This is a genomic window from Aromatoleum bremense (assembly GCF_017894365.1).
GTDB classification, from domain to species: Bacteria; Pseudomonadota; Gammaproteobacteria; order Burkholderiales; family Rhodocyclaceae; genus Aromatoleum; species Aromatoleum bremense.
Genome location: NZ_CP059467.1, coordinates 66,540 through 89,114, shown reverse-complemented (window position 1 = coordinate 89,114; position 22,575 = coordinate 66,540). Strand labels below are relative to the sequence as shown.

Genomic DNA, 22,575 nt, shown 5'->3' with positions numbered 1-22,575 from the left:
ACGTCATCGTACCGAACTGAAGCGGTGGCTACCTGCCACTCGATTTACAGCAGTTTACGGACTCAATCTTGTTCTGGAGGTAAAGCTCCAGAAGATAGCGCGAATCATTGCACACAAAATTGGGCGGAGGAGGGCGCAGGCGAGCCCGCAGCCTGACATCGTGCAACAGGATGCTGTCGCCTATGAAGAGGTTGCGTGCCACCAGGTCGGCCAGTTCCTGGTCGCCGGCGCAGTCGTCCTTGCCCCAGGGAATGGTCGTGTTGATGTAGCCTTTGTCGTTGACTTGGCAGATCCGGAAAATGCGCGGATCGGTCTCCCAAACCTTGTGCAAGGATCTGAGCAAGGGCTCAAGCTTCTCCTCGGACCACTGGTTCAAATGGGCCGTGTCCAAGGTGAAGGTCACGTCCGAGAACTGGACAGAGAAGCGAATGAAGCAGTCAGGGAGCTTCTGCTGATGGCGCTCGCCGTCGGCGCCGACCTGTACGTGCTCTTTCATGGTCTGCAGGGACGGCACATATCGGTGCGTGACGTCAAACCGCCCATTGACCGAGACGATTACCTTTCCTTGGCCGTCGGGCTCGACCATCAGCACCATGCCCATGGCGCTCGGGGGCTGCTCGCGATGGTAGTCCGGGTCAGGCAACGGCGCCAGCCCGCCCACTAGCGAAATCGCCGCTGGGTCCTGCGCCGAAACTTGGCCCTCAGGCCACAAACCCAGCGAAGTCTTGCCGGTGAGGCGCATGCGCATGAGTTCGAGCAGACGCTCGGAGATCGCCATCTTGTCCTTGTAGGTCAGTGTCTGAGCTGGTGTCATAGGCAAAGGATCAAGGTTGATGTGGAGGATGGGCTTAGCTAGTCAGGGTCGGCAAGTGTTCGCCGGCGTGGTGCACCACGACCTTGGCGCGTTCCGCATCCCAGTGGAAGTACAGACGCAGTGTGTAGCGCGGGTCGTATGCCCGACCAAGCTTGATGTGTCGCGAGATGTCCACACGCTGGCCTTCGTATTGCCGGAAATAGTGCTGCTCGTGCTTGCCCTTGGTGACATCGGACATGCCTCCAGCATAGGATGCAGGAATAGGGGCCAGCATGCCCTCGACGTCTTTGAGTGACTTGCTGTGCTTGGCGTACATGGGGTAGAACCCATCGACCAGCACTTTGAGAACCTCGCCAAAAGCCTGTAGATCGGCGTAAGCCGAACGGCTCATGGAACGCTCGCATCCGGAGGTGAAAAGGACTTTGTTGCCGTGCTCGATTGCAAAGTCCAGAGCTAGGTCCTTTAGGGAGCGTCGCTGGGCAAAGCTTGACTGCTCTAGGGAAGGGCGCTCGATGCCCACCACCCGGCTGATTTGTACCATGGCGTCAAAGACGTCGCGCGAAAACCGCCGCGAGCCGACCTGAACTGCCGAGACGTCCCGGTTGCGCGACACCGCAATGGCCCGCCGCAGGTCCGAACCGATGCGGCGATGCTCGGCACGGATGACCTGAATCGCATTGGCCACCATTGTAGTCATCTTGTCTGCACTCGGAATCTCAGCCAGTTCAGCCAGCAACCGGATGGCCGCCGGGTCCTTTGGCCCGATCACGCCGCCGTGGGCCCAGTTTTGCACTGTGTTGTTATGTACCTCGTAGCGCTTGGACTTAAGATAGCTGTTCAATTCGATGGCGGTTTCGAACTTCTGCATGCCGGCATCCACAAACTCCTGCCATTTTTCGGCGATGCGCAGGGTCTGGGATAGGCCATGGTTGTTCTGCACGAACATGTCAAAGAGATCGCGCTGTGTGGCGACGCGCTCATCGCTGCTGACAAGCATGACCAGTTCGTTACCGACTTCCAGGTCCCTGGCGGTGCAGACGACCAATTCATCGTCCTGAAGGCGAAGAATCTGGTGGTTCACGGCCCAACGGATGGGCTCGGACTGCCCCTCCAAGTGCAGCACGACGACATCGCGCGTGGGCTCCGGTGCAATCTCATCGTCGCGCTGCACGGGCAGCGGCTCGGTCATAAGCACATTGAGCCAGTCTTTGAAACCGCGGGTGGCTTCGAGTTGGGCTACACGCATCTGGCGCGGGTATTCGCCATCGATCTCGAACAAGGTGAAGGACGTTTCGTTGCCGCACAAGGCTTCGTTGTCGATGAGCGCATCCTTCAAGCACCCTTGGGCTGGCCATTCGAGCGACCACAGGCGCTGCTTGTCGCCCGTAGGGGCACTGGGCAAGGCATAGCCCTGCCACCAGCGATCGATCTGCTGGCAAACCCATTCCTGCTCGAACGGGTGGCATAGCACCAGTTTGCGCTTGGCGGCCAAGCCCAGCCAATGGATGCGCGAGGGATAAAGCACTCCGGCGTAGATGGCCAGATCGATCCCTTCGGGTGGCACCGCCGTTGAGCCGTCCATCTGGGAGACCGTGATGTTCTCGATCGCCTCTGGTCCGAGACGCCTTTCGATGTAGCTCTGCAGAATCTCGGCGTCGCGCCGGCCACCCACTAGCACGCAGGCCCGCTGATCGCTGTTCAAGACCTGGCCACACAACTGGATGAGGGCTTCGCCCCTCCCAGGCTTGGCCTCGGTGAGGTCCTTCATCATGTTGCGCGTCATAACCAGAATCTGGGCGTGCAATTCCTGGATGTCGCCGCGTCGCCCCTTCAGGCGAGAGGCGATCTCCAGCCACGACTCAATCATGCGAACGGGGTAGCGACCGCCACGTACATGGCGCAAGGTGCCTTGCTCGTGCACGGGCAGGGGTACATTGAGGCAGCGCAGGGCCCGATCGACCGCCATCAAGGCGGAGAGCTCCCGCGAGAGCCCTCCGGTTTCCTCCATCTTGCGCTTCAAGTTCCAGACCATGAAGCCCAGCTTCTTGACGAAGGCATCCATCACAGGGTCGCGCGCGGCAACCACCTCGACGTTTGGGGTGCAGGTCAGCGGCTCGCATGAGGCATGGCGCAAGGCAACCACATCTCCGATACGAGTGTTCCAGGTATGCATCGGCAAGGGCTCGCTGAGCACCTGACCAGTGTAGCCTAGGGCCACGATGGGTATGCCAGGAAAGAAATCAGGCAGGACCTTGATTATGCTTACCGAGTTTCCATCGCATCCTTGGGGCGTTACCTGCACCACTATGGCAAAAGGCAGACTCTTTTCGGAGAGTAGTTTCAGAGTTTCCAGAAGGTCCCCGTGGCCGTTCACCAGCAAGGTCCGCTGGAATTCCGACGGAGCCAAAGGCCGGATGGTATCCACCACCATCGGCCGCATCACGGCCGAGGTGCTGAAGTCGCGCAGCATGCGCCGCGGTCGTCCGAAAACGATCAGGTCATTGCGGTGGGCAATGGTCACTGGATTGAGCCAGGCCGACCGCATCAGCCCGCCGGCGGCATCCAGTCGCAGGCGGTGAAGGTAGAAGGCCAGACGGGGCAAGGTTGGTTCACGGCCAATGGGCAGGTTCAGGTGAACCGACTGGCCGTAGCGCAGCAACCGCCCCATGGCGGCCAAGGCCACGGCCTCTTCTTCCTTGGGCGTGCTCAAGCCTTCGGCATGCCAGATCTCGTCGCCGCCGCGCAGCAACTCCGACGCTGTGACCGCCGGCCAGGACTCTTCAACCAAACCACGCCAGCCTTTGGGGACTGGCGTGGTTGCGGGGAAGGTGGGTTTCACGGCCGCGCTTCCTTGGCGCCACTTTGATTGACATGCTCGCCGATCGCACGCTGGATCGAGCGAATGAAGCTGTAGGTGATCTTGCCTTCCCGGTGGGCGGCCTTGGATTTCGCCTTGGTGTTGACCTCAATGACCCGCAATGCGGCCCACCAACGCACCACGGCATCCGACTGCTCGGGCGTGATGGGAAAATCAGGCTGTTCCTCGCCCATGAATCCGATAGCGGTCTGCAGGTCTTCCTTGGAGAAGTTGCTAAGCGCCTCGAACTCCTTGAGTTTGCCTGCCAGAGGCAAGGACCATTCCACGCAATTCATGCCCGACTGCAGGAGGAACTTCTCGAATTCCTTGGGTGGCAGCTCGACCAGCGGCGTGAAAACCTTGGAGAAATCGTTGAAGCTAGAAGCCGACGCCTTCTTCTTGCGCACCTCGATAAACTTCATCAGGAAGACATACCAACCTTCGGTGGCACTGCGAAGCATGTCGCCTTGCTCGGAGGTCACCGACATACCCTGCTGCTCCAGCAGGCCTTCGCAAGCGTGGCGCGTCCAGCGGTTGAGCTCCACCTGGCCACCGATCTCATTGGGCGCGGTCGTGAGCCAAGAGTGGGCATGCCAGCTCCACATGGCGCGCGCGCCCAGCAGGAAGACCAGACGCAATGGATGTTTGAGCCTTGTCGCTTGCGAAGCCTTTTCATTGGCGATGCTGATCAGGTCCATGATCCGATCGATCGAGGAACAATCCTCGAGCGAAATCAGCACCACCGCCGGATTGGCCGAGGCCCAGGCCCCGATGGCCGTATGGATCGTATCCGAGAAGCGCTTGAGATCCATCGTCGCCGTATCGGTGACGACGCGTGTCTCGTAGTTGAACATCTGGGTGCCCGACTGGAACTCGTTGATGGCGCCGAAGCCCTCTTGCATCCCCTTAAGGGTCATGCCCAGCGCCGGTGTACCCATGATCAACGAGACCGAATACTTCGGTGCCCCCTCGGGCGGCTTGGCCGACAGGATCATGCGCTCGTCCTGCAAGGACAGCGGGGACGGGATGGGGTTGGGCGCCGGGCACGTGGCGTGGCAGGTCAGCACATCCTCGGCGTGGTTCTTGAGGTCGTCAATCGCCACTTGCAACTTGTGCTGGATATCATCCATCGAGCCGATAAGCTGCAGGATGGACTGATTGCGCAAGGCGTACTGGCGCTTGGCCTTGTCGTCAACGCGAAGCACACCCAGACCTACAAGCTCCAGCAACAGGCTCTCGAAGCCCGATTCGCTCATTTGCTCGAACTCTTCGGGGACCCAGGTGCGTGCCACCTCGAGCGCTTTGCTCACGGTGAACTTACCAATGCCCTTGTCGTAGGCAGCAATCAAGCCGTAGACAGCGACCGTGTAGCGCTTGTCTAGGTTAAGCGTCATGTCGAAGCGCTCGCCCGAGAGTCGGCGTACATCTGAGTTGTTCTCGATGTTTTCGATGTCGCTCTGGCGAATCAGGCGAAAACCGTCCTGGCGGCTGCGGTCGCGTCCCAGCTGCTCGACCAACTCGCTGCAGAAGATGTGCAGCAAGCTGGGGTGCCTGTTGGTGAACGCCATAATGCGGTCCACCAGTTCGGGCTCCTCAAAGCGATAGCCCAAGGCAGTCAGCGGCTGAAGGATGAGACTGCGTGCATCTTGGGATGAGAGGATACCGACTTCCAACGGACTGCCCAGCTGCTCCAGCGGGACGTTCGGGTACGTCCGGAAGCGGTTAACGTTGTTGAGACCTGCAAACACAACGCGAAAGCGATGGTGGGGGTCGTTGACCAGTGCCTTGAGGGAGCGCACCAACTCGAAGTTGGTCGCGGCGTCCTTGTTGAGGACGGAATCGATTTCGTCCAGACAAAAGAGGACTCGTTTGGTGCCGGGGCGCAGAAACTCCTGACGCAGCCGGTCTTCCGGATCCATCTGGGCATTGCTGAGGTTGCTGGTTAGAACCTCGTCATCTATCAGTTTGACGACGAGCTGTTCGAAAAGACGCTTCTTGACGTTGATCCCGCGCTCGACCACATGCTGGAAGATTCCATCCATAGGCATGTAGAAGGCGTGGTTCTGCAGCGGATCGCGCTTCTTGAACTCCTGGACCGCGGCGTTGAGCAGCGTCGTCTTGCCCAGCTGACGGCCACCGTAGACTAGAGCCGCGCCGCGAGGCTCGACGAGCGAGGCGATGTCGTTCTCGCGGCCAAATCGCATCTCGGGCGGAGCCGGCAGACGGGCATCCCCCTTAGTGTACGGGTTGTAGGAGGTCCAAGCGGCGCTGACCCGCAAGAAGGTCTCAAGCATCATCTGCCGATGGCGCGCGGTGGCCACGTAGGACAGGATCACAGGATCGAGCAAGAAGATGGTGCACTTGTGGTCACGACAGAAGGCCGCGAAGCCTCTGCGTTCTTCGGGACTCAGGGGCTGCCCCACCATGAGGATGGCGCGGTCCGGCTGACCGTGGCGCTCGATCAGATCGATGAGGCCCACCTGGTTCCAGTTCCCCTGCACGAAGATGATGTTCAGGGGCTGGGACGATCCCACGTCCCCTTCGAATAAAGGGAAACCCTTGGGTAAGGTGGGACGCGAGATGCGGACCTTGAGGCGTCGGAAGTCGCCTGTCGGGGTGTACTCACAGTTATTGAGCCTCTCGGTCTTGCCGATCTTGTTGACCACCTCGATCCCTAGGAACCGCAACACCGACACAATGCCTTCGTATGTGGGCATCTCCAGCGTGGCTTTCTTGTTCTTGCCCTTGCTGCGCCATTCGAGCAAAGTCTCGATAACGTCGTTGAAGTCCGCCTTGTGCACGGCATAGTTCAGTCCGCCGGGCTGCTCATCGATGACCAGATCCCCTGCTTCGCGGGGGCTTGGGTGCTCGTGCAGCAGGGTGTAGAGCCCGTTCTCCGCTTGGAGGAAGGCAGAGAATTCGGCATTGTCGAGCAGCGAAGTCTCCACAAGACGGGCGTTGCGTTCGCTGTGCTCCTTAAGTTGGTTGATCAGTTCGCGCACCAGCGACAGGTTGCGCTTGTCCAGCGCATGGCGGGCACGTGTGTCCCAGCCTTCAGGCACGGCGGCGGGACCGACCTTGACGCGGATGCTAAGCAGCTCCCGATTCAGCTCCTCTTCGAGCTGCGCAGCACTGCTGTTTAGCAGCTTGTCCATGGAGCGAACACGAAGCTGAACATCGTCGTCGATGTCAGCGACGTCAACGTAGGGCTTGCGGTCGGAAAGCTCTTCGAGCCACTCATTAACCTGGTCAATGTTTGCCAAGTGCTCGCCTTCGCTGATGATGTCCACGGACATCGCTTGCAGCGAGAGGTTACGGAACTGCTCAATAGCCTTCTTGAGTTCGGCGCGCACGCCCGCAATGTCGTTGCTGACGCTGTCAATTTCGGCGTCGCGCGGCCCGCTGATTTCCTCGAGCTGGCGCAGGAGCAGCAACCGCACCCAATGCGCTTGGTGGCGACGGGCCAAATCCAGCATATCGGCCAGCCAGTTGGGAGAGGTTAACCGCATGGCGAACCATTCCAGTCGCAGGTCGACTCCCACGTGCCCCATGTCCAGACGCGCCAGCGTCTCCGGCAAGCGGAAGGTCGCATCTGTCTGGTCGAAACGCCAGGTGTCGTGAGATGCGGTCTTGATCTCGGCCTGCAGCTTGCGTAGCAGCTTGAGCAGGATGGCGCTGCCAGCGCGGTGCTCCAGATCCGCGTGTTCCGGGTGGCTTTCCAGGTTGTGGATGGAGCGTCCCAGCAAGGTGTGGAACTTCTGCAGGAAATCTTGGACTTCGTTTGGCCGCATGTCGGCCGGCGTCACTTCCAGCAGCCAGGCTTGGGCGATGGACACCAGACCATCCATCTGCTGACAGAAGGTAGTGTAGGCTTGGCTGTCGATTTGGTCGCTCACGACGGCATCGGCGCGGATCTCGACCACCAGATCGTCGAGCAGGCGGCGCGACTCGGCATGCACGGAGTACGTGTCACGGAAGCGCCGCACCGCGGCAGCATCGCCCTGCTCTCCCGCCTTGATGGCGGCAATGGCCTCGGCAATAATCGGATGCTTGATGCAGCTGCGCAGGGCCAGGCGGAGGGCATGCCAACGGTTGGTGCGCTGCTGGTTGAGCTCGACCCACGTATTGACCTGATCTTGGAGTTTGGCCGCCGCCAGATGGACTTCCTGGGCCTGTTCATTGCGGAGGATGTCTAGGTCGAGCCGGCCGCCCCTCAAGGTGAACTCGGCCGTGTGCGTGATCAGGCGACTCAAATGGTCTTCAAAGTGGTCGGCCGCGAGCTTGAGCAAGGTTGCCGCCTGAGTCTCCCCGCCTGCAAACAGTGCTGGTTGAAAGGTGGCACACACCAACAGGTAAGGCACGACTCTGCCAGTGGGCTTACGCTCGAGCTGGTCTTCCAGGTCCTTGTGGTTGAGCAGGTTCAGGTCGCGCTGCGTGTAGCTCAGTGCATCCCGGTCCTTGGGCCACAGGTTCATGCCATAGAAGGCTGAGCGCAGGAGCGAGGCGTCCAGCACGCGATCCGAGAGCAGGGTTGACTCATTCGCGTCGCGCAGGATTTGGTACGCCACATTTAGGTGGCCCGCCTCGATCCAGTGTAAGGCCACGGCCTCCGCAATGTAGCGAGGCACCTGGGAATACTGCTCGTAGGCAATACGGAAAGCTTGCTGAGCCTCCTCCTTGGATTCAGCCCAATGCAAGTGGCGCAAGGCCTCATCCACACCGAAGGTGGTAGCCTCTTGAGGCTCTTCAACCTCCCTCTCGGGCTCTATGACCGGGACGGGCTCTTGTGCGGGTGCCTTCTCGGATGGGGCCACGGAAGCAAGTTCCACTAGATGCTCCGGCTCGTGCTCCGGTTGTGGGGCTGCTTCCGGAACGGAGGGATCTTCCGCCTCAGGAGCTTGCACAGGTGCTAGTTCCACATGGACAACCGCCACCTCGGCTTCCGGCTGAATGACCTCGTCTCCGTCTTGGGTGGCTTCAATAATGGAAGAAGAAGGAGCTGGAGCCGCGGCTGACACAGGCCCTAACGAGGTGTCAGCGGATGGTGCTGGCACGGCTGCCTGCGGGCTCAATTTCAAGGGTTCGAACGCCGAGACGACGGCCTGCAAGTCCTGAACGGTTTGCGGGTTAAAGCCCTCCACCTCAATGTTGACCTCCGCCAGCAGAGACTCGTCTTCCATCAGGTCGTCGAGGGTTCTCCCTTCAGGCACCAGGTAGTGAGCCGCCTCCACTCGGATCGTCTCGAGCTCCTGGTGAGCGCTGCTAATCTCGTTGTTATTGTGGGTTTCCTTGGCCTTGAGAGACGCCCGGGCGGTAAACTTAGCTTGGGCCAGCTGGGTCCTGAGCGCATCGATCTCCTTGGTGGCCGCCGCAATCCGGGACTGTTCTGCCTCGAAGCGCTCCACAAACTCCGGCAGTTGCTGGCGCTCGCTCAGGTTCACCTCGAACCAGGCACGCGGACGCCCATCCTCCAGAGCGGAAACCACTGTTATCTTCCAGGCCGTGCGCAGCACAGGCACCAGATCGCGCTGGTCGCTGTTGTCGAACTCCAGAGCCTTGGCCATGTTGAGGACGGCATCGCTATAGCGTTCGATCAGCGCACGCACGTCCTCGGGCGTCAGGCGCGCATAGAGCTCCGTTAGACGCTCCAGATGCTGATCCAGCAGGTCTCGGATCTGTTGGGCCTGCTCGGGACCGACGTCGTTGCTGTCCAGGGCCTCCTTGCTCAGGGAGCCGATCAGGCTGTATAGCTGCTGTAATGAATTCGGTGCTGGTGCCCCTGCGGGCAACGCCGCATCCTGCTTCGGTGCAGCGGATGCGGGGGCTGCTTGGGTAGGAACCACCGCGGGTTTGGCCACGGTCTTGACCGGGGCCGCCTGTTCCATCTTGGATGCAGGCTCGACCACACTACGTGCAGTAGAATCGCCCAGGGCCGAACGTGCAGGCACGTCCTTGGACACCTTAGTCGGCAGTTCGTCCACAGGCTTGTGGGGAACGGCCTGAACCGCCGGCACCACCGGAGCGATGTTCACCACCAACGGGGGTAAGCCCCGGAAGGTCCGGCAGTAAGCAAAAACGCTAGGCTCGATGGTTGCAACGTCCTCCAAGGCCGCTTTCCCAAAGAAGGTGTAGCCGCAGAAAATGACTTCAGCTAGGAGCTCCTTCTCTTGGTCATCGAGCTTGTCCCAATTCGCCAGGTCGTTTCGCGCGCGAAGCCAAGTTTCGATGGCGCACTTCCCCATGACCTCGAAGGCGCGATCGACGGTTGTGTTGGCCCGGTTGGCCAGCATCTGGACCTTGACCTGCTGCAGTTTGTACTCCTTGTCGCGCTTTTGCGCGAGCAGGTCGGTTAGCTTGGCATTAAGGTCGTCCTCATCCAGTTTGGCGACTTCGATGAGATCTTCCTCATTGCGCAGATGCCAGCCCTCGTCATAGCGCGCCATGGCATGCGCTTCGGGGCTGGCGTGCTTGTCGCCCATGAGCATGATCTGCAACCCTAGGTTGCGGTAGTGCAGCAAGCGCCACATGAAGTGCAGCACACGCTTTTGACGCAAGACTGAAACCTCCAGGAGCTTCTTGTCGTTGCGCAGACTTCGGGGAAGACCGAAGTGCTTCTGAAAAACCTCGGGAGAGGACTTGCCGCTGGCGTCAATGTGCCAACAGTCGGGCATTCCCTTCGCGTTGTTGGAAATGCTCTCAAGGTCGATTTTTTCCATTGTTATTCGTTCGCCATATAAATTCAAACTTACGGGACTCTAGCTGCCGTAGTAGTCCGTATGCCATCTCAAAGTCCAAAATCACGCCGACACATACCTGTGAAATGCTGATCAACACATGTCACGTTGATTGAAGATATTTCATCTTACCGTACCACGAGAAGCGAACAGTCATCGCGGACAACACCGTGTTGGTCAACGAGCGTTTACCGAGTTTCGGTGGTTGACTAGAGGTCGTTCTTTCTGATAAGAAGCGTATGGCATACAGCATACGCAACCGCAGTAACGCCCTCAAAGCTGGGAGACTTTTCGGATTTCCAGCAACAGCATGAACTTCGCGTTCCGGCGGTCGTGTTGGTAGCCACCACCGAGGTCGAGCTGCTGCTAGCCCATGGTGTCTGGGTTGGTGCCTATCAAGGCGATCTAAGTTCTGGCCAGACTGTGCAGGGATGGAAGGTCGCCATAGGTCGCGACCTGCCGTTCGAAGGCGGGTGTGGTGGCCATTGAGGGTTGTTGCTCGGTCTACGGCTGCTTTGGCTCGCGAAGCGGGCGCTCGATTAGCAGGAGCTGAGTGGCCGCAACGAGCAAGGGACGTCGACAGCGCAGCACGTGTGGCAGGCGTTCCTCGGATGGGAGCCGTTACCCGTCCTGAGGGACGACCGATTGAAGTGGGTCGGACGGGGCGCTGATTATCGTCGCTCAGGTCTGGCCTGCTGAACCTGTTCTGGACTCTCCGCGCGAGGGCTGCCGACCGCTTCTTGCGTCACGCCCGGGAAACCACCCTGATCGAGAACAGAACTCCCCGTCGGTGTTGTCATTGCTCATGCGCGAAAATTATCCCCAGGCCGCGCGAGGTTAACTACAGGTAATACATATAGGTATACAAGAATAACTACAGGGGAGCTTCGTCGTGTTCGCCGCAAAGCCAGTATTGGCAAGGCATTCAGGCGCGCTGCAAAACTGTCGGCGGGAGTTGTTCAGCGCAAGATCGCGGGAGTTGTTCAGCGTGGATAAGTGCTCCGGGTGGTCGTAACTCATTGAGTTGCAAAAGAATTGGCCGCGGGAGTTGTTCAGCGTGGATAACTTTGTCTATCCACAGGGTTTTCCACTGCCGGCGAGGGCGGTGTGGGAGTTCTTCAGCGCACACCCGTGACCGGGAGTTCGTCAGCGCGGAAAGGAATCGCCGGGTCGGCAGGGCGCGACGACGCGTGCCGGTCCATTCTCGGCCGGCGTGCCCGGGTAGTGGGGGTGGCGGGAGTTCTTCAGCGCGTCAGAACAGGTCGCGCTGGACCGGCAGCGGCGATACGTGCGGGCGAGAGGGCAGCAGCACGACCCCAACATCGCGGACCTCCACACAGGCCTGGGGATAGACGACAAGTACGAGCTTCAATGCCTTGAGAAACGCCTTCTTGAAGTCGCGCACGGCTTGCGCGGTCTCGGTGCCGTAATCGGAGCCGAACTGCAACATCAGCGGTTCCCAGCGAATCGGGCGGCTGCGTCGCTGCGTATAGCTCATTCGGTAGGTAAGCCAGGTGTAGACGTCCATCGCCAGCGGCGAGCCGCGCAACGCCTTGTAAGCGCGCAGATCGATCGGCACGGGGTTGTTGATGCATTCCTCAAAGAACCCGCTGCTAAGCCGCACCTGCGATTGCCATCGGCCGGTTTCGTGGGCCTGTTGTGGCGTCCACAGGCCGGTCAGCACGGCGTCGTCGAGTTGCAGCTCGTCGGCGATGAGCACATTCCGTAGCAGGAAGCCTTGTTGCTGCTGGGTGCCGGCATAGTGCGCCGTAATGAGCGAGCCAAACAGTCGCTTCATCTGCTCGGTGACGCGGCTGCCGCTCCCGCGGGCGCCGCCGCCGCTGCTGCGCAAATCCATTACATCGTGCAGGAAGGCGCGCAGGCAATCTCCCAACTGGATCACCGGCGTTTGCTTGCGTACGGCCTCGGTCGATACCCACGACATCAGCAAACGCGGATAGATACCGTAGGGAATGCCTCCTTCGTAACCGGCAATGATCCGCAGGCGGAAGTCGCCGTTTTGACGCTTGAAGACCTCGGTCTTGGGATCCTTGTACGGCATGGTGGCGATGATCAGGGCGCGGGCCAGGAAACCCAGGGATCCGGCACTCCTGGCGTCCTCGGCCTCGATGGCCAGATGCGTGTCGATCACTTCGCGCACCCACGCCGGAATGGGTTGTCCCGAACGAAAATCAAAAGACAGGTTTTTCGGCTTCGTTGTGGGCATGGCTCCTCGGTGCTCCTGTCACTTTCAATGCTGTCGTAGGTGGGGCCGTGACGTCGGGCTTCGCTCGCGTTGACCTATCGGCCCGACGCCATCCGGGACCCGTCAGGTCGCCAGCTCTCCCAATGATTTCCGCGTGCCCACGAGGAGGCTGATTCCGCTACCCGGCATGGGGGTGGCCTTCCGGCGGGAGGTCGCCGTCAATGTGTCGCCGTCGACCCAGTCTTCCCAGATGGTAAGCAGCTCCGCATCCAGCTCGTCGGGATGGCGTGTTCCGGATGGCTCCGGCCGACGCTCAATCCAGCGGATTTTTCGTCGTGAACCGGTGCGTTCCACGATCTCCACCCATCCATATTCGTCGTGGATTGCCATCTCGCCCGGCCGCAGGCGGGCAGGGTGGGTGTTGATGTGAACGACGTTCATCGAGGTGATCTCCTCGGGAGTTGAAATGCCATGCGTCGATTGCGTCGGTCGCGAGTGGTGGTCACCTCGATCCCGTCCCCTATCGAACGATTTGCAGCGGGAAGGCCGGAGTTAACCTCGTCGCAACCGCAGGTCACGGAAATCCGGCGCAAGGAAATCGGGGGCGCCGCTCTTGGGCGCAGCATGCAGGCCTCGTGAGGCGCATCTTTATCGGATTGCTCGCGGGCTCGCCGTCGGTGCGCCAGGCTGAGGGACGATCAGGGTTCGCCCAAACCGAAAAACAAGGATCGCTGCGAACTCAAGGGAGCCCGTTACCCGGGCAGGCATTACGAACGCGATCGATCCGCCTTCAAAATATCGCTGATCGCCACGCAAAATTCAAGCTGCGATTGCGATCCCCCCTGGGGGCTCACCTCCAATCCAATCAACGGCTTGAGCGAGCCAAAGGCCGGAATCTGCGTCGGCGGTTGCCGCCAGGCGACACCGTTGTCTTCCTTCAAGGCGTATCGCAGGGGGCATTGGCTTGACCACCGGCGATCAACCCCCTTGACGGCCGCGCTCGTAGCGCGTAAGAATAATCGTAGTGTTCAGCCGAGTGGCTGCGCAGCGTCCGGTCAGCCCCTGTAACCGGAACGGCCTTCGGGCTCGGGGTTTCGTCAGTCTCACCCACCCGATCGGGAAGATCTCTCTTCCCGATGTCGGGCGTGTGATCTCCCGATTTTTTTGTTTGGAGATCATCATGTCCGACCAGGCTCACTCCAATACCGCTGCTCCCGAGAAGGAGTATTTCGATCTGCACACGCAGGGATGCGGATACTTGTCCCGCATTCGCTGGGTGAATCCGCGCAACGGCGGAGGTCGTCAAGGCAAGCCGTTTCTTGCCTGCGCGATCAACGCGTTGCACGGGGACACGACGGATCCCGGCTATAGCTATTTCGACGTGCGTGTCACCGATGACGCCTGCGTCGATCTGGTGCAGTCGTTGCAAGAGGACGTCGATGCGGGCCGCAAGGTTTTCGTCGCGTTCAAGATCGGGGACATTTACCCGCATTCCTACACGACCGAGGTCAAGGACAAGACCTCCGGTCAGGTGACCCAGGAGCCGCGAGCCATCATCAAGGGCCGTCTCTTCCTGGTGAGCCACGTCAAGGTGGATGGCGAGACGAAATACGAGCGTCCGCAGCAGCCAATCGAGCCACGCAGCGGTACCCACGGGTGACGCGTCACCCTGGATGCGTCGATTCACACTTCGGGAGCCTTTCCGACTTTCCGCCGTTTTGCACGTTTCGGCAAAAACGTGCGCCGTGCGACCTGTCAGCCTCTGAAACAGGTACGGCCTTCGGCCCGGGGTCTTTTCACATGGGCTTGCCTGTCAGCACCCCCGCGCTGGTCCGGAATACCAGTGCGTCCTTGAAACCGGACCCGCCGACGAAAGTTGGCGGTCCTCTTCCGGCAGGCTGACCGCATCCGTCTTGCATGAAGTTGTCACCCATCGGGGCGTCTCCCCGACGGGGCAGGCCTCCGATCCATCCTACGGAGGTTGAAACCATGAGCGTGACTGTCGAGGGCTCCCTTTGCATCAAGCGCATCAACGGCGCCAACGGGCCATTCAGTGTGGGCGACCTGCTCACCGATATTGGCGAGTTCCGCGTCAAGGACCCCGTCCTCGATCAGTTCGAGGAGGGCGTCTATACCGGCCACTACACCATCCAGCGCATTTTCTCGTGGTCCTACAACGCGAATGGCCGACTGGTGGTGGAGATCCGGGCGCGCCTGGCCGACCTGCAGATCCATGCCGGCACGGAAAGCCTGCTTCCAGACTCGACGACCGAGCCCGATCCGGCCGACGAATCCACCCACGATTCCTCTGCGGCCCCGCCCGAGCGCTTACCGGCCGCCGAAAAGCAGGATCCGGGTCCGAGCGGGACGCCTGCCGATTTAACACCTGACGCGTCCGAAGCGGTTCCGTCCCCGGTCCCCGACGATTCGTCGGACGGGGCCTTGTTCGGCGAGGAGCTCCACGCATTGGTGGCGTCGCGCCGGCCGGTGAAGCTCGACCCCGCGCTCGATGACCGCAGGCGCTTCCGGGCGCAACGGAACCGCCTGAAATCCGGTCTCCACTACGGATTCATTCCGGAGGAGCAGACGTGGTATCCGGAGGAGTCGGAGCGATACCAGGAATACCTGGCCACGAAGTCCGACACGTAACGTGCGTCGGCCATGGCGGCCGACGGAACAATCGCCCGTTCGCGGGCTTTCCGGATCACTGCTCTGGTGCCTGGCGCTGATTCGGAAAGCCCGTCAGGGTGTCATCGATAGCTGGGCAGCAACACGCCCGATGTGTTGCGGCATTTGCGTGGACGACTCGGCCCGCGCGGCGTTCTCATCGGCACCCTGGCCTTCCATTGGGGTGTCTCGCACCGGTGCACCGCGTGGCTCCCAGGCATCTGGCGATACCGCCGACCGGCGCGACGAAGGCATCGTCCAAACTCCGTCCGAAGCGGAACCAGCGGGTTCCCATAGGCCGCCTGGGCTCAGGCCGTCTCTGGGAGTTCGTTCATGTGTTGTCTGTGGCCGGTGCAATCTGCCCGGCAGCCTGTCAGTCCCTGCAACAGGCAGGAGCCTTCGCTCCGGGACATCTCTTCCCACCCCTGCGGGTCGTCGTCGGCCCGTCCCGCCCGATGCTCCCGCGATTCCCTCACGGAGGCATCATGGCCCTGATCTTCCCGCGCCTGGCGCGTAACTTCATCAAGAACGGTTACTTCCCCACCGACGAAGCGACATTGGGGCGCATCATCGGCGCCCTGGATATCGCCGGGGATGATCTGCGCATTTTCGATCCGTGCTGTGGCGAGGGATGTGCCTTGCACGCGCTGAAGGGCGCGCTGGTCGGGTGCGGCGCCGCCGTCCAGGCACTCGGCGTGGAGTTCGACGCCGATCGCGCCTGGCATGCAAAGGCCTTGCTCGATGTCGTCATCCACAGCGACATCCAGGACGTCGTCGTCAGCCCGCGTACGATGGGGGTGCTGTTCCTCAATCCACCTTACGGTGACGCCGTTGCCGACCGGGCCCACACGGGCGACAGGGCGAAGGCCGAACGTCTGGAAAAGATCTTCTTCCGCAGGTCGATCGCAAGCCTTGCCTACGGCGGCATCCTGGTCCTGATCGTGCCGTACCACGTCCTCGATGACGAGTTCGCGAGCTCGATCGCGCGGAACTTCGACCGCGTCCGCTTCTTCATGGCACCCGAACAGCATTTCAGGCAGTGTGTCGTATTCGGTGTGCGGCGACGGTCGGCTCGACCCGAACCGGCGATCTCCTCCCTGTTGCGAGCGGCCGGCAAGGGCGACTTCCTGGATCGTGTGCTACCGGAAACGTGGCCCGAGGAGCCCTATCTGGTGCCCGAAGTGATGACGGGGGAGGTATTTCGCTTCCATGCCGTGCGGATCGACGCGGCGCAGCTCGCCGCCGAGGTGCAACGCCTGTACGCACACAGTCTGTGGCCGCAGTTCGGCATCCACTTCGGTGGCGGCGAGGCCGAACACCGGCCACCGTTGCAAGCGATGGGGCGCTGGCATCTCGCCCTTGCACTGGCGGCAGGCCAGGCGCAAGGCGTGGTCACCTCCGCGAGCGGACGCGTCCTCCTCATCAAGGGCGATACCTACAAGGACAAGGTTCGCACCGTTGAACTGGGCGAGAACCCGGACGGGACCGCGAACGAGACCGTCATCCTGACCGACCGCTTTGTGCCCGTAATCAGGGCTATCGACTTCACGCCGGGACCCAGCCTGGGGTCTGTGGTCACCATCCAGTAGAAGCAGGGCGCATGGCCCGGCTTCACGCCTGCGGCGGAGTGCTTCCGCCATCGCTGACCCGGCGCTCATCGGCGCCCAACCCTCCTCAGTAACGTGACCCGAAGGTGAGTGTCCTTCGGGTGATCCCTTCCTGTTGCCAGCGTAACCATTTATCATGTCAGGAGACCGCCATGAATTACGATCTTATGTGGGTGCTCGTGCGAGAGGGCGATGTGCTTGCCTCGGCCCGAACCCAAGCGCCGCGCCGTGTGCCCATCGAGGCCGAGTGGCGAGCCCATTGCACGGACTATCTACGCACCAGATTGTTGTGTCACGCCTCCGGTCTCGCCACCACGGAGGTGATCTGGCCGCTGGCATGCCGCGCGCGGGATGAGCCGGCCGCATTCTGGGCGATCCTCCAACGGGTGCGAACCGCCTTCAATCACGCGCTCGCGAGCGCCTTGAACCGCTTGTGCGAGCTGCTCCCCGAGGCGGGTGCCGATCAGATGGAGATTCCGGTAGGAGCCGACGGCGACGTCGATTGGCAGGAAGCCCTCTTTCCGATGGCGGCCGCGCTCCTGACCTACCTCGCCGACCGGATGGTGGAAGGCGCCGACCACGCGGATGTCGCGCGACACCCTCCCTTTCCTGAAGACGCCGTGCATGACGCCCTCACCGAGCTGGCGACACTGCTCTCCGACCGGCTGACCGGGCAGTCGCCGTTCTTCGACGCCAGCGCTCGTTCGGTCCACATCCCGAATGATCCAACCCTGAAATCGGCGCTTGCCGCCGGCGAGCAGCTCGTACTGGTGCCGGTGCGACGCATCGGCCCCTGAGCATCCTCAAGGCGCAAGTATCTCAACCACGCCTATCGGGTTCCGCCCCGTAGGGGCGTCCCGACGGGCCTGACGGGAGTCTCATCATGATCATCCGACAGATGAAATTCGACCGGGAAGCCGACGAGTGGACGCTGCAGCGCATTCAAGCCTTGCGGGTGGCACTTTTCACACGCGGCAATCCGGATCTTGGACAGGATCCTGGCCAACCGCTGCTGGAGATCCCAAACCGTTTTGCACGGGTCACATCGCTCCTGGATGCACGCCGGCGGGTGCGCGCGTTCATCGACCAGCACGCGCTCGGTTCCGGTAACTGGGCAGGGGGCCAGGTGCTCGACGGTTGCGATCAGCAGGTTGCCTATATCAGCTACAACGGCCGTGTCTGGGTGCCGGCCCTACACGAAGCACTATCTTCGAATTGAAAGATCCTGCGAGCCCTGCGCCATCGGCGCGGGGCCTTTTTCGAGTGCCTGCCACAGCGACACTGGAAAAAGCGATTCACGCGAATGGAATTGCCGGTTGATGGACGCCGACTCCGTGGAGTCGGCCTATCGCGACCTGTCAGCCCCTGAAACAGGTACGGCCTTGGGCCTGGGGTTCTCTTGATCTATTCACACGTTCTTTTCAACCCGAGCCGACCGCCATCCGGCAATCGGCTCCCTGTCATGGAGGTCTCCATCATGTTCTCGATCGAGTCTTTCTCGGACCTGTTCGCGGATGCCTGCATCCGCGGCGAGCAGTCCGAGCTCCTGCTGCTCTCGCTGTATGGGCGTGACACGTCGGTGCTCCAGTTTATGTCGGCATTCTCGGTGCCGCATGACCAGGGCGGCCTGCTGACTGGCGGACAGGCCAGCTTCACGATGGTGGAGTCCGACCACCGTCACACGGCATACGTCCCCGATCCCGACCGCATTCAGAAGCTGACCGGCCGGTTTCCGGATCGCAACCTTTTCGGCACGCTCACCCATACGTGGCTCTACGATCCGATCCTGGTCCAGCCTGACCGGGCCGGGCGCACGGCCTGGCTGCTGAGCGATGGCGTCGAGGTGTCGCGTTTGCGCCTGTGGACCGTCGTCAAAGCGCTCAGTCCTTTGCCGCTCCTTGACCACTGGCAGGAGCCACTGCTGGACGGCCTCGGGGCGCGCATCTGCACTCCCCTGAGTACGTTCAAATTCCCGCCCATCGGAAAGCTTGATGGCGTCCGCGTGAGCCTCGGTGACCGGTTCGAGGACATCGTGTCGATGGGCGTCAGCGCGGGCGTGCTCTCGCTTGAACCTGACGCGCTGCCCGCCGATGCTGCGTTGAGCATGGCGGCGATCGCCAACGACTTGCCGCCAAAGCGGATTGAGGACCCCTTGTTCGAACTGGGCAGGGTGGTCATGACGCCGGGCGTCGAAGACCTCCTCGACATGCACCCGCGGCTGATCAACCGGTGCCTTGCTGCTTATACCCGTGGTGACTGGGGTGTGAGTCTCGACCGACAGCTCAATGACGAGGCGGTGAGTTCGGGCGACGGGCGCATCCTCGCGGCCTATCCGATCGATCCGGCGCGACCCTGCGCCGGCTATGGCGAAAACACGCTGTGGATCATCACTGAAGCGGACCGGAGTGTCACGACGCTGCTCCTGCCCGAAGAGTACTGACCGAGCGCTTCCGGCCGGCACAGCATCGGTCATTCCGACGCGCTGTCATCAACCCATGCGGGGACACGAACCCGCGGGGTTCGGTCTCCGCCTCCTTCCAGGAGACCATCATGCACCTTGTCCAGGTACAACGCGCTCCGTCGGTCGCACCCCCGGAGCCCGCAAACCTCGCGCTGTCTGACTTCGTCGACGAATTCGGAGACAGCCTCCTCGCGGCCGTCCGTCGCCAAAACCCGCCGATCTACGACGGCAAGTCCGATCCGTATCGGGACGCCCTGATGGATCGGCTCGCTCGCCGGCCGTTTCCAGCGCAGCGCGAAGCGGTTCAGGCCTTGACCTGCCTCCTGTTCGATGCCGGGGAGCCTGCAGCCGTGCTCAACGCCGAGATGGGTACCGGGAAGACGATCATGGCGATCGCCGCCGCTGCATTGATGCACGACGCCGGGTACCACCGTACCCTCGTCCTCTCGCCGCCCCACCTGGTCTACAAGTGGCGCCGGGAGATCAAGACGACGACCCCGGACGCCCGCGTGTGGATTCTCAACGGGCCGGACACCCTGCAGAAGCTGCTCACCTTGCGTGCCATGCGCACGCGGCCCACGGTGCCGGAATTCTTTGTACTGGGGCGCGTGCGCATGCGCATGGGCTTTCACTGGCGACCCGCGTTCGCGGTCCGCAAGACGGTCTATCACGACGAGTTCGGCGCACGCCATCTCGACGCCTACGCGAGCTGCCCCGACTGCGGGGAATGGCTGACGAACAAGGCTGAGGACGGCACCGACATCCCCTTGTCGGTACCCCGCGCGCGACAGGTGCTCGATGAAAATCGCTGCGCCTGCAGCCGATGCGGCGCCCGTTTGTGGACCCTTATGCGAAAAGGCAAGCCACAGCGGACGCCGCGTGAGCTGGTGGTCGACGCGCTCCAGCAACTCCCAACCATCGGCGCGAAGACCGCCGAGCGTCTCGTGAGCCGATTTGGTGAAGAGATGCTCGGCGCCATGCTGGCGGACAACCTCTACGAGTTCATCAACCTGATGGACGAGCAGGGCGATCTCGTGTTCTCCGATCGGCAGGCCGCGCGGATGGAGCGTGCGATGGCCGCGATGGAGTTCAGCTTCGGGCAGGGCGACTATCAGGCGACCGAGTTCATCAAACGCTACCTGCCGCAAGGCTACTTCGGCTTCCTGGTGGTGGACGAAGGGCACGAGTATAAGAACGCCGGGAGCGCGCAGGGCCAGGCCATGGCTGTTCTGGCCAGCAAGTGCGCGAAAATCTTGCTGCTGACCGGGACGCTCATGGGCGGCTACGCGGACGATCTCTTCTACCTGCTGTGGCGCCTGAATCCGCGGGCGATGATTGATGATGGTTACCGCGCCAACGTCCGGGGCAGTCTGGGGCCTGCTGCGATGGCTTTCATGCGTGATCACGGTGTCGTGAAGGACATCTACCGCGAAGTGGGGGCGCACGCCCACCGCACCGCCAAGGGCAAGACGATCAGCCATCGTACTGCGAAGGCACCGGGTTTCGGGCCGAAAGGCATCATGCGCTACGTCCTGCCGTGCACGGTGTTCCTGAAGCTGAAGGACATCGGCGGAAATGTGCTGCCGGCGTATCGTGAGACTTTCGAGTCCGTCGACATGACCGACACGCAATGCGAGGAGTATGCCAAGCTCGCGGGCGTGCTCAGGGCCGAGCTGGTGCAGGCGCTGCGCTGTGGCGATGCGACCTTGCTGGGCGTGGTCCTGCAGGTGCTGCTGGCGTGGCCCGATTGTTGTTTCCGGGACGAGTTGGTAAGGCATCCTCGAACCCGAGCACAACTTGCTTTCCAGCGAGCCATTTTTGGCGATGGCGAGGTGAGCCCGAAGGAACTGGCGCTGATCGACCTCTGCCGGCGGGAGAAGGGCAGGGGCCGCAAAGTGCTCGTCTATTCCATTTACACCGGGACGCGAGACACGACGATGCGGCTCCGCGCCCAACTCGAGCAGCATGGGTTCAAGGTCGCCGTGTTGCGCGCGAGCGTGGATGCGGCGAAGCGGGAAGACTGGGTTGCCGATCAGGTGGAGCGCGGCATCAATGTGCTCATCACCAACCCGGAGCTGGTCAAGACCGGCCTGGATCTGCTGGATTTTCCGACGATCGCCTACATGCAGTCGGGCTACAACGTCTACACCCTTCAGCAGGCCTCCCGACGCTCGTGGCGAATCGGGCAGACGCACCCGGTGGATGTGCATTTCTTCGGCTACGCAGACACCGCACAGATGGCCTGCCTCGCCCTCATGGCCCAGAAGATCGCGGTCGCGCAATCGACGTCGGGCGACATGCCCGACACCGGGCTGGACGTCCTCAATCAGTCGGGCGACAGCATCGAGGTCGCGCTAGCGAAGAAGTTGATCGCCTGACCGGCCCCAGCAGGGGCATCTTTGCGGGGGGAGCGCACGCTGCCCCCGCAGCTGTTCAAGCTTCGCGTTCGGATTTCTCGGCTTGTGGTGGGTAAGCCGCGCAGAGTAGGGCATGCGCCTCCCGGAAGCGGCGCACGGCCTTGCTGACGGACTGGCTCGTCAAAGCACAGGCTTCGGCGGCGGCCTTCACCCTCATGCCGTCTATGAGCACGAGCCGCGCCGCGGATCGTGCGGGCCCCTCTCGTGCGCGGACGAGTCTGGCAATTGCTTCGAATTGTTCTGGTGTCATCGAGCGATTTTCGTCGTGGGAACGGCGCTGGTAACTGCTCTGGTCGCGCCATCCCAATTGCATCATATGGCATGGAATCAGCCGGTGCACGGCTGGGCGCACCTTCGGCACAGTCTTGGGGAGAAATGACCATCTCAATGGTTCGGGTCGTCGGGAAGTGAACCGGAAGGAAGGTGCCCGCGGTGTGTACGATCAGCCAGGAGGCCGTGATTCTGCCCGATAAACGGCCTCTTACGACACTTGCCTCGATCGCCGGCTGTTCAACCGTACGCGACCGTCTAGCGCCGGCGGTCGGACAGCATGTTGCCATGCAAGGGGGATAACGCACCTGAAGCGACGTCTGACTTTCGAGCTGATGTCCGTCAGCTTCGAGTGTTGAGCCGCGAATCGGAAACTGCCAGCCGGCCGGCATGTAATCGGTCGCAGGAGACGGTCCAGTGGTGACAGTCAGGCCATGCGGTTGTCCGCTATTCGGCGACACAGCGCACTCGGCTACGAAACGCCGGAATGATGATGGGCGATCAAACAGCAGAAATCACAACAGGGAGGCACCACAAGTTAC

The 22,575-nt window shown here is 61.6% G+C and carries 14 protein-coding genes; 7 read left to right on the top strand and 7 right to left on the bottom strand.

Annotated features, from left to right (window positions below; translation table 11 throughout):
* Positions 1–28: 28 nt before the first annotated feature.
* The 6 genes from pbN1_RS00355 to pbN1_RS00330 all read right to left on the bottom strand — a co-directional run bounded on the left by pbN1_RS00355 (position 29) and on the right by pbN1_RS00330 (position 13,552).
* Positions 29–814: a hypothetical protein gene (locus pbN1_RS00355; RefSeq protein ID WP_169202371.1), complete on the bottom strand. Its 786-nt coding sequence runs from the start codon at positions 812–814 to the stop codon at positions 29–31.
* A gap of 34 nt (positions 815–848) precedes the next feature.
* Positions 849–3,653: a DISARM anti-phage system protein DrmE domain-containing protein gene (locus tag pbN1_RS00350; protein ID WP_169202372.1), complete on the bottom strand. Its 2,805-nt coding sequence runs from the start codon at positions 3,651–3,653 to the stop codon at positions 849–851.
* Positions 3,650–10,387 carry a hypothetical protein gene (locus tag pbN1_RS00345; protein WP_169202373.1) on the bottom strand — a complete coding sequence of 2,246 codons (6,738 nt, stop codon included), beginning with the start codon at positions 10,385–10,387 and terminating at the stop codon, positions 3,650–3,652. The genes pbN1_RS00350 and pbN1_RS00345 overlap by 4 nt, the downstream gene beginning before the upstream one ends.
* Positions 10,388–11,657: 1,270 nt before the next feature.
* Complete coding sequence (locus pbN1_RS00340) at positions 11,658–12,632, bottom strand: replication protein RepA (protein ID WP_169202374.1); 975 nt, start codon at positions 12,630–12,632, stop codon at positions 11,658–11,660.
* Between the two features lie 102 nt (positions 12,633–12,734).
* Positions 12,735–13,052, bottom strand: a complete 318-nt coding sequence (locus tag pbN1_RS00335) for a hypothetical protein (RefSeq protein ID WP_169202375.1) — start codon at positions 13,050–13,052, stop codon at positions 12,735–12,737.
* Positions 13,053–13,378: 326 nt separating this feature from the next.
* Complete coding sequence (locus pbN1_RS00330) at positions 13,379–13,552, bottom strand: hypothetical protein (RefSeq protein WP_169202376.1); 174 nt, start codon at positions 13,550–13,552, stop codon at positions 13,379–13,381.
* Positions 13,553–13,791: 239 nt separating this feature from the next.
* Here pbN1_RS00330 and pbN1_RS00325 point away from each other — a divergent pair, with 239 nt between their 5' ends.
* The 7 genes from pbN1_RS00325 to pbN1_RS00295 all read left to right on the top strand — a co-directional run bounded on the left by pbN1_RS00325 (position 13,792) and on the right by pbN1_RS00295 (position 21,724).
* On the top strand, positions 13,792–14,271 hold the full coding sequence (locus pbN1_RS00325; protein WP_169202377.1) for a DUF3577 domain-containing protein: 480 nt from the start codon (positions 13,792–13,794) through the stop codon (positions 14,269–14,271).
* 329 nt (positions 14,272–14,600) lie between these two features.
* Positions 14,601–15,260, top strand: coding sequence for a DUF3275 family protein (locus tag pbN1_RS00320; RefSeq protein WP_169202378.1), 660 nt, complete (start codon positions 14,601–14,603; stop codon positions 15,258–15,260).
* A 503-nt stretch (positions 15,261–15,763) separates the two neighbouring features.
* Entirely contained in the window at positions 15,764–16,867 is a 1,104-nt protein-coding gene (locus pbN1_RS00315) for a DUF6094 domain-containing protein (RefSeq protein WP_169202379.1), read from the top strand.
* Positions 16,868–17,037: 170 nt separating this feature from the next.
* The gene (locus pbN1_RS00310) at positions 17,038–17,682 is read left to right on the top strand and encodes a hypothetical protein (protein ID WP_169202380.1); all 645 of its coding nucleotides are present in this window, start codon (positions 17,038–17,040) and stop codon (positions 17,680–17,682) included.
* Positions 17,683–17,768: 86 nt separating this feature from the next.
* The gene (locus pbN1_RS00305; protein WP_169202381.1) at positions 17,769–18,104 is read left to right on the top strand and encodes a hypothetical protein; all 336 of its coding nucleotides are present in this window, start codon (positions 17,769–17,771) and stop codon (positions 18,102–18,104) included.
* A 258-nt stretch (positions 18,105–18,362) separates the two neighbouring features.
* Positions 18,363–19,325, top strand: a complete 963-nt coding sequence (locus tag pbN1_RS00300; RefSeq protein WP_210147610.1) for a hypothetical protein — start codon at positions 18,363–18,365, stop codon at positions 19,323–19,325.
* A gap of 110 nt (positions 19,326–19,435) precedes the next feature.
* The gene (locus pbN1_RS00295; protein ID WP_169202382.1) at positions 19,436–21,724 is read left to right on the top strand and encodes an SNF2-related protein; all 2,289 of its coding nucleotides are present in this window, start codon (positions 19,436–19,438) and stop codon (positions 21,722–21,724) included.
* A gap of 55 nt (positions 21,725–21,779) precedes the next feature.
* Here the strand turns inward: pbN1_RS00295 and pbN1_RS00290 are convergent, their stop codons facing one another.
* A complete protein-coding gene (locus tag pbN1_RS00290; protein WP_169202383.1) occupies positions 21,780–22,103 on the bottom strand; it encodes a TrfB-related DNA-binding protein in 324 nt (107 codons plus the stop codon).
* Positions 22,104–22,575: the final 472 nt, after the last annotated feature.